Annotated in this window: 16 protein-coding genes; 4 read left to right on the forward strand and 12 right to left on the reverse strand. The window is 72.7% G+C overall.

Annotated elements, in window-relative coordinates; translation table 11 throughout:
- Positions 1-21: 21 nt before the first annotated feature.
- Positions 22-309: a DUF4235 domain-containing protein gene (locus BM339_RS06295; RefSeq protein ID WP_021593592.1), complete on the reverse strand. Its 288-nt coding sequence runs from the start codon at positions 307-309 to the stop codon at positions 22-24.
- A gap of 128 nt (positions 310-437) precedes the next feature.
- Between BM339_RS06295 and valS the strand changes: the two genes are divergently transcribed.
- A complete protein-coding gene (valS, locus tag BM339_RS06300) occupies positions 438-2,963 on the forward strand; it encodes a valine--tRNA ligase (protein WP_075020216.1) in 2,526 nt (841 codons plus the stop codon).
- A 31-nt stretch (positions 2,964-2,994) separates the two neighbouring features.
- Here the strand turns inward: valS and BM339_RS06305 are convergent, their stop codons facing one another.
- The 9 genes from BM339_RS06305 to BM339_RS06340 form a co-directional block, all read right to left on the reverse strand.
- Positions 2,995-4,278 carry a cytochrome P450 gene (locus tag BM339_RS06305; RefSeq protein WP_024935041.1) on the reverse strand — a complete coding sequence of 428 codons (1,284 nt, stop codon included), beginning with the start codon at positions 4,276-4,278 and terminating at the stop codon, positions 2,995-2,997.
- Between the two features lie 76 nt (positions 4,279-4,354).
- Positions 4,355-5,044, reverse strand: coding sequence for a YidC/Oxa1 family membrane protein insertase (locus tag BM339_RS06310; protein ID WP_075020217.1), 690 nt, complete (start codon positions 5,042-5,044; stop codon positions 4,355-4,357).
- Positions 5,045-5,090: 46 nt separating this feature from the next.
- The gene (locus BM339_RS06315; protein ID WP_075020218.1) at positions 5,091-5,393 is read right to left on the reverse strand and encodes a DUF6412 domain-containing protein; all 303 of its coding nucleotides are present in this window, start codon (positions 5,391-5,393) and stop codon (positions 5,091-5,093) included.
- 65 nt (positions 5,394-5,458) lie between these two features.
- Entirely contained in the window at positions 5,459-6,016 is a 558-nt protein-coding gene (locus BM339_RS06320) for a hypothetical protein (RefSeq protein ID WP_021593586.1), read from the reverse strand.
- Between the two features lie 18 nt (positions 6,017-6,034).
- Positions 6,035-6,202 (reverse strand): hypothetical protein, encoded by a 168-nt coding sequence (locus BM339_RS49635; RefSeq protein WP_021593585.1) that lies wholly within the window; start codon positions 6,200-6,202, stop codon positions 6,035-6,037.
- Positions 6,190-6,744 (reverse strand): hypothetical protein, encoded by a 555-nt coding sequence (locus tag BM339_RS06325; RefSeq protein ID WP_075020219.1) that lies wholly within the window; start codon positions 6,742-6,744, stop codon positions 6,190-6,192. The genes BM339_RS49635 and BM339_RS06325 overlap by 13 nt, the downstream gene beginning before the upstream one ends.
- A complete protein-coding gene (locus BM339_RS06330; RefSeq protein ID WP_021593583.1) occupies positions 6,741-7,205 on the reverse strand; it encodes a hypothetical protein in 465 nt (154 codons plus the stop codon). Before BM339_RS06330 ends, BM339_RS06325 begins: the two co-directional genes overlap by 4 nt.
- The gene (locus tag BM339_RS06335; protein ID WP_075020220.1) at positions 7,202-7,732 is read right to left on the reverse strand and encodes a MauE/DoxX family redox-associated membrane protein; all 531 of its coding nucleotides are present in this window, start codon (positions 7,730-7,732) and stop codon (positions 7,202-7,204) included. The genes BM339_RS06330 and BM339_RS06335 overlap by 4 nt, the downstream gene beginning before the upstream one ends.
- The gene (locus BM339_RS06340; RefSeq protein WP_021593581.1) at positions 7,729-8,427 is read right to left on the reverse strand and encodes a hypothetical protein; all 699 of its coding nucleotides are present in this window, start codon (positions 8,425-8,427) and stop codon (positions 7,729-7,731) included. Before BM339_RS06340 ends, BM339_RS06335 begins: the two co-directional genes overlap by 4 nt.
- A 235-nt stretch (positions 8,428-8,662) precedes the next feature.
- Between BM339_RS06340 and dut the strand changes: the two genes are divergently transcribed.
- Both dut and BM339_RS06350 read left to right on the forward strand, forming a co-directional pair.
- A complete protein-coding gene (gene dut, locus BM339_RS06345) occupies positions 8,663-9,154 on the forward strand; it encodes a dUTP diphosphatase (RefSeq protein ID WP_021593580.1) in 492 nt (163 codons plus the stop codon).
- A 3-nt stretch (positions 9,155-9,157) separates the two neighbouring features.
- Positions 9,158-9,970, forward strand: a complete 813-nt coding sequence (locus BM339_RS06350; RefSeq protein WP_024935042.1) for a DUF3710 domain-containing protein — start codon at positions 9,158-9,160, stop codon at positions 9,968-9,970.
- Between the two features lie 253 nt (positions 9,971-10,223).
- Here the strand turns inward: BM339_RS06350 and BM339_RS06355 are convergent, their stop codons facing one another.
- The gene (locus tag BM339_RS06355; protein ID WP_021593578.1) at positions 10,224-10,925 is read right to left on the reverse strand and encodes a PIG-L deacetylase family protein; all 702 of its coding nucleotides are present in this window, start codon (positions 10,923-10,925) and stop codon (positions 10,224-10,226) included.
- Positions 10,926-10,960: 35 nt separating this feature from the next.
- Entirely contained in the window at positions 10,961-12,241 is a 1,281-nt protein-coding gene (locus BM339_RS06360; RefSeq protein ID WP_218163581.1) for an ArsB/NhaD family transporter, read from the reverse strand.
- A 233-nt stretch (positions 12,242-12,474) separates the two neighbouring features.
- On the opposite strand from BM339_RS06360, the gene BM339_RS06365 reads away from it, so the two are divergent.
- Entirely contained in the window at positions 12,475-13,275 is an 801-nt protein-coding gene (locus tag BM339_RS06365) for an ABC transporter ATP-binding protein (RefSeq protein ID WP_021593576.1), read from the forward strand.

The raw sequence follows: 13,275 nt of genomic DNA on the forward strand, positions 1-13,275 counted from the left end.
CCCGCGTCGCCGCGGGCAGGGTCAGACCTCGGCCTTGAGATGTGACGGGAGCTCCCCGGTGCCCTTGGCCCACTGGCGGGCGGCGGCACGGGTGGCGAGCAGGCGGGCGATCTCCATGCCCACCCCCATCACCACGGCCCACCCGAGCGCCTCGGTCAGCGCGACGTCGGGGGATTCGGGATTGGTCGGCGGCTCCTTGCCGGTGCTCTTCTTCCAGGCCAGCGTGATCACTTTCTTCGCGACGAAGCCGCCCGCGAATGCGGCCGCGCCGGCCATCACCCGCCAGCCGATGTCGCCCTTGTCCGCCATATTCGTCCTCCACTCGTCTGTCGTCTCCGACGCTACCGGAACGGTCCGCCCCCGGCGGTGGAGGTGATCGCCGCGTCCGCGCGGGTAATCAGCGTGCGACCCGGGCCGTTGTCAATACCATTGAGCGCATGACAGAGCAGCCGCGTACTCCGCACGTTCCTCCGAAGCCCTCCCTGGACGGCCTGGAGGACAAGTGGGTACGCGTCTGGCAGGAGGAGGGCGTCTACCGCTTCGACCGCACCCGGCCGCGTGCCGAGGTCTACTCGATCGACACCCCGCCGCCCACCGTGAGCGGTTCCCTCCACGTCGGCCACGTCTTCTCCTACACCCACACCGATACCGTCGCGCGGTTCCACCGCATGCGCGGTCGGGCGGTCTTCTACCCGATGGGATGGGACGATAACGGGCTTCCCACCGAACGCCGCGTGCAGAACCATTTCGGTGTCAGGTGCGATCCATCGCTTCCCTACGACCCCGACTTCGAGCCGCCCGCCAAGCCGGATCCGAAACGGCAGCGGCCGATCTCCCGGCGCAACTTCATCGAGCTGTGCGAACGGCTGACCGAGGTCGACGAGAAGGCGTTCGAGGAGATGTGGCGCCGCGTCGGCCTCTCGGTCGACTGGAACCACCTCTACACCACCATCGGCGACACCGCCCGGACGGCGTCCCAGCGCGCGTTCCTGCGCAACCTCGCCCGGGGCGAGGCGTACGTCTCCGAGGCGCCGACGCTGTGGGACGTCACGTTCCGCACCGCCGTCGCGCAGGCCGAGCTGGAGGACCGCGAGCAGCCCGGCGCCTTCTACCGCATCCGGTTCCACGGCGAGCGGCGCCCGGTCTACATCGAGACCACGCGGCCGGAACTGCTCCCCGCGTGCGTCGCCCTGGTCGCGCATCCCGACGACGAGCGGTACCAGGAGCTGTTCGGGACGACCGTCCGCACGCCGCTGTTCGGCGTCGACGTCCCGGTCGTCGCGCACCGGCTCGCCGAGCCCGACAAGGGCTCCGGCATCGCGATGATCTGCACGTTCGGCGACGTCACCGACGTCACCTGGTGGCGCGAGCTGAACCTGCCCACCCGCGCGGTCGTCGACTGGGACGGGCGCCTCGCCGCCGACCCGCCGGAGGGCGTCCCCGCCCGGCCGTACGACGAGCTGGCGGGCAGGACGGTGTTCTCCGCCAAGGAGCGCGTCGTCGAGCTGCTGCGCGAGTCCGGCGACCTCGACGGCGAACCCCGAAAGATCAGCCGGCCGGTGAAGTTCTACGAGAAGGGGAACAAGCCGCTGGAGATCGTCACGACCCGGCAGTGGTACATCCGCAACGGGGGCCGCGACGAGGGCGTCCGCGCGGAGCTGCTCGCGCGCGGGCGGGAGCTGGAGTGGCACCCCGGCTACATGCGGGCCCGCTACGAGAACTGGGTCGAGGGCCTGAACGGCGACTGGCTCATCTCGCGGCAGCGCTTCTTCGGCGTGCCGATCCCCGTCTGGTACCGGCTGGACGACTCCGGCGACCCGGTCTACGGCGAGCCGATCGTCCCGTCCGAGGACGCGCTGCCGGTCGACCCGTCGTCGGACGTCCCGCCGGGCTTCACCGAGGACCGGCGCGGCACGCCGGGCGGCTTCGTCGGCGACCCCGACGTGATGGACACCTGGGCGACGTCGTCGCTGACCCCGCAGATCGCGGGCGGCTGGGAGCGCGACGCCGACCTGTTCGGCCGCGTCTTCCCCTACGACCTGCGGCCGCAGGCGCACGACATCATCCGGACGTGGCTGTTCTCCACGGTCGTCCGCTCGCATCTGGAGCACGGCTCGCTGCCGTGGGGGGCCGCCGCGCTGTCGGGATGGATCCTCGACCCGGACCGCAAGAAGATGTCGAAGTCGAAGGGGAACGTCGTCACGCCGATCGACCTGCTGGTCCAGTACGGCTCCGACGCCGTCCGCTACTGGGCCGCCGGCGGGCGCCCCGGCATCGACACGGCGTTCGACACCGGCCAGATCAAGGTCGGCCGCCGGCTGGCCATCAAGATCCTCAACGCGTCGAAGTTCGTGCTCGGGCTCGGCGAGGTCACCGCGGACGCCCCGGTGACCGAGCCGCTGGACCGGGCGATGCTGGCGGCGCTGTCCGGTGTCGTCCAGGACGCGACGGACGCGTTCGAGGGCTACGACTACGCGCGTGCGCTGGAGCGGACGGAGCGGTTCTTCTGGGAGTTCTGCGACGACTACCTGGAACTGGTCAAGGCGCGCGCCTACGGGGACGGCCCCGAGGCGCGGTCGGCGCGGGCCGCGCTGCGCACGGCGCTCGCGGTGCTGCTGCGCCTGTTCGCGCCCGTCCTGCCGTTCGTGACCGAGGAGGTCTGGTCGTGGTGGCGGCGCGGGTCGGTGCACACGGCGTCCTGGCCCACGGTCGCCGAACTGCCCCGCGGCGGCGACCCGGCGGTGCTCGCCGCGACGGGGGAGGCGCTCCGGCAGGTCCGCAAGGCCAAGTCGGAGGCGAAGGCGTCGATGCGCGCCGACGTGTCCCGCGCGGTCGTCCGCGGCGCCGAGGTCATGCGGATCGCGCGGCCGGATCTGGCCGCGGCCGGGCGGATCGCCGACCTGACGCTGGAGGACGCGCCCGCCGACCTGACCGTCGACGTCGTCCTCGCTCCCGCGACGTAGGGCGCCGGGCCCGCCGAGTCGCGGGGGCCGTTCAGAACGTGCAGGGCAGGTGCTTGATGCCGTTGATGAAGTTGGAGTAGAGCATCTGCGGCTCACCGGCGGCCCGGATCTCCGGGACGCGGGTGAACAGCTCCCGGAACATCACCGTGATCTCCTGCCGGGCCAGGTTGGCGCCGAGGCAGAAGTGCGGGCCCGGCCCGCCGAACCCCACGTGCGGGTTGGGGGAGCGGGTGATGTCGAAGACGTCCGGGTTCTCGAAGACCTCGGCGTCGCGGTTGGCGGAGTTGTAGAACAGCAGGACCTTGTCGCCCGCCCTGTACTGGTGGCCGTTCATCTCGTGGTCGCGGGTGACCGTCCGGCGGAACTGGATGACCGGCGTCGCCATCCGGACGATCTCCTCCACCGCGCCCGGGATGTGCGCCTCGAAGTCCTCCGTCAGCAGCGCCCGCTGCTCGGGGTTGTCGGTGAGCAACTTCAGCCCGTGCGTCATGGCGTTGCGGGTCGTCTCGTTCCCGGCGACGACGAGCAGGATGAAGAACGAACCGATCTCCTGGTCGGTCAGCGACTCCCCGTCCACGTTGGCGGACACCAGCCGCGACACCAGGTCGTCGCCGGGGTACCGGCGGCGCCGGCGGGCCAGCTTCATCGCCAGGTGGTTCAGCTCGTATCCGGCCGTCATCGCCTTGAGCAGCCCGTACAGGACGCCGATCCGGGTGATGCCGTCGCGGTTGAAGTCCTTGCCGCCGGTGTACTCGGGGTCGCCCAGGCCGAGGATGATGTTCGTCCGGTCGTACACCATCGGCCGGACCCGCTCGGGGATGCCCATCATGTCGCAGATGACCTGCACGGGGAGCCGGGCCGCGATGTCGGTCACGAAGTCGGCGGAGCCCTTGCGCCGCAGGTCGTCGACGATCCGCGTCGCCGTCGTCTGCAGGTCGGCGTCCAGCTTGGCGAGGACGCGGGGGGTGAACGCCCGCGACACGATCCGGCGGATCTTGGCGTGCCGCGGGTCGTCCATGTTGATCATCGAGCCGAAGTAGCGGGCCATGTACCGGGGCAGGTCGGCGATGCTGTTGGAGCACGGCTCGCTGCTGAAGACCTCCGGCGTCCGGCTGGCCTCCACCACGTCCGCGTGCCGGGCGAGCGCGTAGTAGCCCGGTCCGGTCTTGATGAACGGCAGCTTGAGCTCGGGGAAGAACGCCGGGGACTCGCGCTCCCGCAGCCGCGCGAAGGCCTCCAGCCGCCGGGCCGGCGGCAGGGACCAGAAGGCGAGGTCCGACAGGTCGTCCTCGGTCGCCCTTAGCGTCGCGGTCACCGCACACCGTCCTCAGAAGTCAGAACGCCATTCGGTTTCCATCGAACCGACCCCGCCGGACATCCGTCAAGACCGATCAGCCGGCCGCCACGATCCTGCGGTGCAGAACGGCCCGCTCCACCGCCGTCCACGCCCCGGACGTCAGCAGGTACAACCCCGCCGCGAGCGGGACGAACGCCGCGACCGCGATCGTCCCGAACGGCATGAGCCGCGCCGCGACGCCCATCGGCCCCTCGGCGGTGACCCGCCGCGACGTCCAGACGGCGACGCAGGCGAGCAGCGCGAACAGTCCCAGGAAGACCAGCGACGGCGGCGAGAGCAGCCCGCCGCCGAGGACGCCGATCCAGTTCTGGCCCAGCGGCGCCGCGAGCAGCGTGTGCGTGAGCAGCAGGTTCTGGTGCCCGGCGACCGTCGCGGACACGAACAGCCGGTACATCACCATGAAGAACGGCACCTGCGCGAACATCGGCAGGCATCCGCTGAGCGGCGTCGCGCCCTCCTTCTCGTAGAGCGCGGCCATCTCCCGCTGGAGCCGCTGCGGATTCTTCGCGTGCCTCTTCTGCAACGCCTGGACCTGGGGGAGCAGCCGGGCCCGCGTCCGCTCGCCCTTCGCCGCCGAGATCGCGAGCGGGACGAGCAGCAGCCGTACCGCCGCGGTGAACAGGACGATCGCCAGCGCGGTGGCCGGCCCGCCGGCGACCGGGTCCAGGGCGTCCGCCAGCCCGCCCACCAGGGCAGCGGCGATCGAGACAGGAATGTCGAACATGAGAGAGCCTTCCGGAACGTGGGGATCGATGGCGTATCGGCCGCGCTCAGGCGGCCGCGATCCCCGTTCCGGGTGCCCTCGGACGGGGCCGTCCCGCCGCGTCCGGGTCGCGCTGCGGCAGGAACGCCGTGCGCAGTGTCCGCTCGCGCAGGGCCGTCCGCACCCGCGCCAGTGAGGCCCGCCGTCCCCGGCACGCCGCGCGGACGCGCACGGCCGCCAGCACCAGCAGCCCCGCCACGGTCAACGAGCCCATGACCACCAGCACGGACTGCCCAGGAGCGGCGGAGCCGAGCCATTCGGCCACGGCGAACCACCGCACGATCGCGGCGACCACCAGCGACCAGGACACGGGCCCACCTCCACGGCGACTCTGCCATACCCGACGCCCGACGCCCATGTCCGGTTCCAGCCTCGTCACCCCGTGAGCAGAAGCGTGAGTGCGATCAGCGACACGACCGCCGTCGTGGTCTTCATCCGGGGGAGCCGGGCGGCCACCGTGGCGTCCCGGTGGTCGTCCCGGGCCAGGTAGGTGAGGAGGGCGCTCAGGGCCCGGCCCAGGCCGAAGGCGGTGCCGGTCAGGACGGTGACCGGCAGGCTCTCGTGGACGAGGAGCAGCGCCAGGGCCAGGACGTAGGGCGCGGTGGCGGAGACGTAGGTGCGCACGCCGGTGCCCAGCTCGAAGCCGAACTGGAGGGTGCCGCGGCGCAGGTGGGTCTGCAGGACCTCCTGCGGGATCTGCCGCGCGTTCTGGGGGAGCGGTATGCGGATCAGGCCGAGCTCGCGGGCGACGCCCACCGCGGCCACGGCCAGGATCGCGGCCGTCCGGGCGGACGGCGGCAGCGGCGCGGAGAGGCCCGACAGCAGCCAGATCACCGTCGCGCTCAGCGTGCCCCCGAGCAGGAGCCCGAGGGTGAAGACGGCCAGGATCCCGCCCTGCCGTATCGGGGCCCGCCAACCTGGCGAGAACAGCACGGATTCGCTGTTGCGCGTTCAAACGCTGCCGGACAGGGAGAACCCGGCGAGCGCGCCGACCGAGGCCCAGCACAGGACGGTGGCGTCCAGGGCGGCGGCGGAGACCGCGAGAAGTGCGAGGGCCGCGACGGGGATCAGGGGATCGGTCGCACCCCGCCGCAGCCGTCCCGCGGTCAGTTCTTGCACGCGGTCGCTTTGCGGCAGATGGTCTTGTACCAGTTGCCCTTCTTGGACTTCTTCCAGCCGTCGTGGCAGCGCCAGGTGACGCCCTTCTTGCACTTGCCGCAGCTCTTGGAGTAGGCCCAGAGCCATCCGTCGTAGCCGCCGCTGTAGCACTGGCCGGGCCGCAGCTTGTACCAGCCCGGGTGCGACACCCCGGACTTGTGGAAGCCCTTGTACTTGCCGCTCGTCCGGCAGCACCAGCTGCACGCGTAGCTCGGCCCGCAGCCGGGGGAGCAGTTGTGGTTGGCGGCGTACGACGGGCAGCGCGGATAGATGTCGTAGTAGCCGACCAGCTGGAACCCGGACGAGAGGGCCTCGCGGGCGGGCGGGAAGACGCCGAGGGCCTTCAGCCCGGCGGTCGCGCCGGCGGCGGCGAGGCCGGTGAGGACGCTGCGCCGCACCGGCCGGAACCTCGGCTCGTCCGCGGGGACGGGACGGCGCCGGACGCGCTCTGCCCCCTCGGGGCGCGGGCCGCGCAGCGGGGGGATGTCCTCCAGTTCGATCATCGTGCCCCCTCCAGGGCGAGGTCGCGGAGGGCCTCGGCGGAGCCCACCGGCTCGGCGGACCGCACCCGCCCGTCGGCGCCGACGAGCACGGCGAACGGCGTGGCGGGGACGGCGTAGTCGGCGAACAGGCCGTCCTGCTCGCCGGTCAGCACGGTCACGCCGGGCCGGGACGCGCCGTCCGGCGGCGGGCCGGCGAAGATGGCGTGCAGCGGGCGGTCCAGGGCGCCGGCGGCGGCCAGCACGTCGGTGCAGACGCCGCAGTCGCGGTCCAGGAACAGCAGCAGGCCCGGCCCGAGCCGCTCGAAGGCCGGTGCCCGCGTCCCGGGCGCGGGGCCGAGCCCCGGCCGCGGGGACGCGCCCTGGCCGAGCGCGTGCACCTGCCGGACCAGACCGGCGACGACCAGGGCGAGCAGCAGGATCGCCACCCACGACAGCAGCAGCGCGCTGGTCTGGAAGGTCATCCGGCCGTCCTCCTCTCCTCGATCATTGCGTGCGGGAGCGTCCAGAGGATCACCGCGAACCCGAGGCCCGCCGTGCCGGCGACGAACAGCTCGGAGGCGGTGGAACCGGCGGGGAGGCCGTGCAGGGCGCCGGCCGCCGCCAGCGCGGAGAGCGCGGCGGCCCGTCCGGCGACCCAGCCGGTCATCGGTGTGCGGGCGCCCGCGCAGCCGCACGGGACGCCGTGCCGCGTGCGGGAGACATGGGCCGCGTAGATCGCGTACAGGGCGAGCAGGGCGGCCGCGGCCGCGCACGTCACGCGCATGGGCCCGTCCCGCCAGAGCAGCAGCGCCGCCGCGCCGGCGAGGCCCGTGGCCGCCTCCACGGCGATCACGGCCGCCGCGACGGCGCCGGCGAGGGCGGGCGGGAACACGCCGTGCGCGCGCAGCGCCGACGGCAGTGCCGCCGTGCTCCGGAGCTGCCCGGCGAGCGAGGCCAGCAGGACGAGCGGCACCGTGACGGCCGCGATGCCGGCGAGCAGCGCGGTCACCGGATCGCCTCGACCGCCAGCCCCGCGAGCCGGCGCGGCGTCTCCCGTACCTGGTCCTCCTCGGGCAGCACGGTCACCAGCAGCGACCGGAGCGCGAGCAGGAAGTACGGCCCCTGGCCCTCCACCGTGTCCTGGAAGAGCTCGCCGCCCGCCACCGAGGCGCCGCGCCACGGCGGCAGCCTCCTGCGGGTCTGCGTGGTGAGCGGGGTGATCTCCAGGAGGCCGAGCCCGGGGACCTCCTTGACCATCTCGGCGGGGTCGGGGCGGCGCGCCCGCCCGCGCGGGACGGCGGTCACGCCGTCGGCGTGCTCGGTGAGCCGCAGCGTGCCGAAGAAGGCCACCGCGTCCGCGGGGCGCCCGTGGTAGAGGTGCGTGAACACCGCGTGCCGGCGGCCCTCCCACACGGCCGCGAGGACCGGGTCGCGCAGCCCGGTGTCGGGGTCGCGGGTCGCCGTCCGGCCGACCCGCAGCCGCCCGCCCTGGAGGTGGAACTCCTCCTCGAAGCGGTCGAGCCCGATGTCCTCCGCCCAGCCGAGCGCGTCCTCGCGGGTGCCGGAGGAGATCTCGTGGAGCCGGCCGCCGTCGGCGATCCGCGCCACCGACGTGCACGGATGCCGGAAGTCGTGCTTGCCGGAGAGCCGGACGCGCACACCGTCCAGCGACCGATGGGTGACCTCGCGTCCAGGTTTGCCCATGTCGTCCCCTTCCTGTGGGACGCATGTCCCACAGAAGCACCGCGGGTAACAGATGTGACGCTACGCGTGATCTGGAGCTTCGGGGCCAAACCTTCCGGAAGTGGTCACGTCCGGGACCGGGTAGGGTCAACTGCCGGACTCTCGCGCGGCGGCGGCGTTTCAGCGGCGGCCGGGCTCGGTGCCCTGGGTAGGGTCGTGGGGTTTTCCGGCAGGTTGAGCGCGTGAGGTGGAACCCGTGAGCAAGGTCGATGTGCTGATCCAACGGCTCGATCCGCGGTTGCCGCTGCCGCAGTACGCCCATCCCGGCGACGCGGGCGCCGATCTGGTCACCGCCGTGGACGTCGAGCTGCCGCCGGGGGAGCGCGCGGTCGTGCCCACCGGGATGGCGATCGCCCTGCCGGACGGCTACGCCGCTTTCATTCACCCGAGGTCCGGATTGGGCGCTAGGTTGGGAGTGACCATAGTCAACGCACCCGGAACGGTCGACGCCGGCTATCGGGGTGAGATCAAGGTGACCCTGCTGAACACCGACCCCCGCGCCACGGTGACGCTGCGGCGCGGAGACCGCATCGCGCAGATGGTCGTGCAGCGGGTCGAGCGGGCGGTGTTCCACGAGGTCGCCGACCTTCCCGGATCGGCGCGCGGAGCGGACGGCCTCGGGTCGACCGGCGGATTCGGCCCGGCGCCCGGGTCCGGGAACAATGAGCACAGTCGAGAAGGAGCGTGAGTCGTGGCTTTTGGACGTCGCCGGCAGGCCGAGGAGCCCGAGAAGGGTGCCGAGGTGGCCGAGGAGCCGGCGGAGACCGCCGAGGAGGCTCCCGCCGAGGCGGAGTCGGCCACGGGCGGGCCGTGGGACTCGGGGGACTCCTTCCCCGAGTTGCAGCGGCTCGATTTCGGGGCGCTCAAGGTGCCGGTCGCCCCGGGACTGGGTTTCCAGGTGAACTTCGAGGCCACCCAGGTGGACGAGGAGGGCAACCCGCTGGACGGGCGGCCCGTCGCCGTGCTGGTGCAGTACGAGGAGAGCGCCATGCAGCTCCAGGTGTTCGCCGCGCCGAAGCGCAGCGGCATCTGGGAGGACGTGCGCCGTGAGACCGCCAAGGACATCCAGGAGGAGGCCCAGGGCCAGATCCAGGAGGGCGAGGGCCCGTTCGGCCCCGAACTGCTGGCGATGGTGCCCGCCGCGCTGACCGAGGAGGTCCTCGCGGAGATGCCGCAGGAGGTCCGCGAGCAGATCCCGGCCGAGTTCATCGAGCAGGGCTGGGCGCCGCAGATCATCCGTTTCCTCGGGGTGGACGGCCCCCGCTGGTTCCTCCAGGCCACGGTGCACGGCGCCGCGATCGAGGACGAGGAGCAGTGGCAGGTCCTCGAGGACGTGCTGAGCGGCATCGTCGTGCACCGCGGCGACGCCCCGATGCCTCCCCGCGACCTGCTGGAGCTGCAGATCCCCAAGGAGTTCAGCGAGGGCGCCGAGGAGCAGGAGGGCGAGGCCGAGGAGACCTTCAACCCCTTCGAGCGCGGTCCCGAGATCACCGAGGTCCGCTGAGGCCGAGCCTCGCCGGCCGCCCGCCGGGGCCTCCGGGGTCCCGCGCCGGACGAGCCTGCGCCGGATCACCGCCCGCCGGGGCACACGCCTTTTCGGACGTGCGCCCCGGCGGGTTCCTGCCGTCTGCGCCGGGCGGATTCCTTGCCTTGGACGGCCCGCGGGTGGTCAATCAGGGCATGTCGAAGAAGACGCGCAAACGCCGTGCCCGCAAGAGAAGCAAGCACAACAAGGGCAAGCGGCCCAACGCCCGACGCTAGGACCCGATCATCTCGAACGTCATCGCGTGCTCGACGCCGGCGGCGCGCCCGCCCTCCTCGGCCATGCCGGTGAGGAACGCGGCCGCGTCGAACCCGGCGCCGAGGTTCGAGAAGTACACCCGGTGCGCGAGCAGGGAGTCGATGCCCGCCTGCAGGTGGCCGCCGACGTCGACGTAGTGGGTGGCCGACGGCGACCCGCCGAAGAGCGCGAACCGGACGCCCTGCCACGGTTCGAGGTCGAGGTCGCGGAACACCCACCGGTTCGCCGCGTCCCTGATCGCGTCCGCGACGGCGAGGCCGAGCGCCCGGTGGTCGGCCATGTTGAAGCCGCCGCCGGGGAAGGTCTCCCGGAAGTTGACCGACAGGACGACCTCGGGCCGGTGCCACCGGATCGCGGCGGCGATGGAGCGCCGCAGCGGCAGCCCGTACTCCAGCATGCCGTCCGGCAGGTCGAGGAACTCGACGGTCTCGACCCCGACGATCCGCGCCGCCTCGATCTGCTCCGCGCTGCGGATCCGGCGGACCTCGTCGGGGTCCATCGAGTCGATCCCGGCCTCGCCGCGGGTGGCGAGCACCTCGGTCACGGTCTTGCCCTGGCCCGTCCACCTGGCGACCGCCGCCGACGTCCCGTACTCCAGGTCGTCGGGGTGCGCCACGACCGCGAGGGCCCGGTCCCAGTCCTCAGGTACTTCGTCCATCCCCTCATCCTGACCGATCCCGTCCGGGATATGGCTCACAGGTAGCGCAGCCAGAGGTAGGGGGTCGACAGGGCGACCATGGCGAGGGTGACGACGAGCCCGTAGCGGGTGAAGCGCCAGAAGCTGATCGGGGTGCCGTTGCGGGCGGCGATGCCGAGCACGACGACGTTGGCGCTCGCGCCGATCGCGGTGGCGTTGCCGCCGAGGTCGGCGCCGAGGGCGAGCGCCCACCACAGGACGTGCCCCTCCGTGCCCGGGTACTGCCCGGCCAGGTCGGCGACGATCGGGCTCATCGTGGCGACATAGGGGATGTTGTCCACGATCGCCGACAGGCCGGCGGACGCCCACAGCAGCAGCATCGCGGCGACCCCGAGCCGTCCGCCGGTGGCGTCGGCGGCGGCCTCGGAGATCTGGCCGATGACGCCCGTCCGGACGAGCCCGCCGACCATCACGAACAGGCCGGCGAAGAACACCAGCGTGGGCCACTCGACCTCGGCGAGCGCCTCCTCGGTGGTGACCCGGGTCGCGGCGACGAGCAGCCCGGCGCCGAGCAGCGCGACCACGGACGGCTCGTAGTGCAGGACGGGATGCAGCACGAACGCCGCCACGACGACGCCGAGGACGGCGAGTCCCTGCGCGAGCAGCCGCCGGTTGGTGATGGCCTCCCGCTCCTCCAGCTCCATGATCTCGGCGGCGAGGCCGGGGTCGTAGCGGAACGCCGAGCGGAACAGCCACCGGCACAGCCCGCAGAAGACGATCACCAGCAGCACGACGAGGGGCGCGAGGTGGACGAGGAAGTCGTTGAACGACAGTCCGCCGCGACTGGCGATGATGATGTTGGGCGGGTCGCCGACGAGCGTCGCGGTGCCGCCGATGTTGGACGCCATGACCTCGGCGATCAGGTACGGCTCGGGTGCCAGGCGGAGCCGCTCGCAGACGAGGAAGGTCACGGGCGCGATCAGCAGGACGGTGGTGACGTTGTCCAGCAGCGCGGACGCCCCGGCCGTCAGGGCGACCAGCATCACCATCAGCCGGTAGGGGCGTCCCCGCGCGCGCTTGGCGGCCCAGATCGCCACGTACTCGAACAGGCCGGTGCGCCGCAGCACCGAGACGATCACCATCATGCCGAGGAGCAGGAAGACGACGTTCCAGTCGATCCCGGACTCGGGGGAGAAGAACGCGTCCTCGGCGTCGGTCACGTGCAGCAGGAGCATCAGGCCGGCGCCGCCGAGCGCCACCGCCGTCCGGTGCACCTTCTCCGAGGCGATCATCACGTACGCGCAGACGAAGATGATGATCGCGGCGGTGGCCTGCACGGAGCCTCCCGGTCGGCGTGCTGGTGGCGGGAGGTGCCGGCCGGGCCGGGCCTCCCGCCGCACCGGGGGCGACTCTACTGGGCACCCCCGCGCCGGCACGACGGCGGGGCCCGGCGATGGTGGGGTTTTGCCTACCCCGATCGGCGTGCTGGACCCATCCTCGGCGGCCTTCGCCGTCCGTAGCTTCGTTCCCGAGGCGCCCCGCGAGGGGGCGCCGGGCGGGAGGTAAGACGATGTTCGGACGCAGCAGGGAGCCGCGGCGGGCGCCCGGGGGGCCCGGCGAGGCGCTCCGGCTGGAGAACGTGCGCCGGGTGTACGGCACGGAGGGCAACCAGGTGGCCGCGCTGGACGGCGTGTCGCTGTCGTTGCCGGCCGGGTCGTTCACCGCGGTGATGGGCCCGTCGGGGTCGGGCAAGAGCACGCTGCTGCAGTGCGCGGCGGGCCTGGACCGTCCGACCGAGGGCCGGGTCTTCGTGGACGGCGCCGAGCTGACCGGCGACGGGGAGGCGGCGCTGACGAGGTTCCGGCGGCAGCGGATCGGCTTCGTCTTCCAGCAGTTCAACCTGCTGCCGACGCTGACCGTCATGGAGAACACGGTGCTTCCGCTGAAGCTGGCGGGCCGCCGGCCCGATCGGGCGCGGGCGCGGGAGATCCTGGAGCGGGTGGGGCTCGGGCAGCGGCTCGGCCACCTGCCGGCGCAGCTGTCCGGCGGCCAGCAGCAGCGGGTGGCGATCGCGCGGGCGCTGGTCACCGAGCCGCGCGTGGTGTTCGCGGACGAGCCGACCGGCGCGCTCGACACGCGCAGCGCCCGTGACGTGCTGAGCCTGCTGAGGGAGTCGGTGCGGACGTTCGGGCAGACGGTGGTGATGGTCACCCATGACCCGGTCGCCGCGTCCTATGCGAACGCCGTCCTGTACCTGGCGGACGGACGGATCGTCGGCCACCAGACCGCGCCCACGGCCGAGGCCGTGGCGGAGCGGATGACGCACCTGGCCGACGAGGTCGAGCGGCAGCGCACGATGGCGGGAGCGTGA

Source organism: Actinomadura madurae, from assembly GCF_900115095.1.
GTDB lineage: Bacteria > Actinomycetota > Actinomycetes > Streptosporangiales > Streptosporangiaceae > Spirillospora > Spirillospora madurae.

What these genes read in the sequence shown, in the direction of transcription:
- BM339_RS06310 (WP_075020217.1), bottom strand. Translation starts at nt 5,044, where the DNA reads ATGTTCGACATTCCTGTCTCGATCGCCGCTGCCCTGGTGGGCGGGCTG.
- BM339_RS06325 (WP_075020219.1), bottom strand. Translation starts at nt 6,744, where the DNA reads ATGATCGAACTGGAGGACATCCCCCCGCTGCGCGGCCCGCGCCCCGAG.
- BM339_RS06340 (WP_021593581.1), bottom strand. Translation starts at nt 8,427, where the DNA reads ATGGGCAAACCTGGACGCGAGGTCACCCATCGGTCGCTGGACGGTGTG.
- valS (WP_075020216.1), top strand. Translation starts at nt 438, where the DNA reads ATGACAGAGCAGCCGCGTACTCCGCACGTTCCTCCGAAGCCCTCCCTG.
- BM339_RS06355 (WP_021593578.1), bottom strand. Translation starts at nt 10,925, where the DNA reads ATGGACGAAGTACCTGAGGACTGGGACCGGGCCCTCGCGGTCGTGGCG.
- BM339_RS06295 (WP_021593592.1), bottom strand. Translation starts at nt 309, where the DNA reads ATGGCGGACAAGGGCGACATCGGCTGGCGGGTGATGGCCGGCGCGGCC.
- BM339_RS06330 (WP_021593583.1), bottom strand. Translation starts at nt 7,205, where the DNA reads ATGACCTTCCAGACCAGCGCGCTGCTGCTGTCGTGGGTGGCGATCCTG.
- BM339_RS06365 (WP_021593576.1), top strand. Translation starts at nt 12,475, where the DNA reads ATGTTCGGACGCAGCAGGGAGCCGCGGCGGGCGCCCGGGGGGCCCGGC.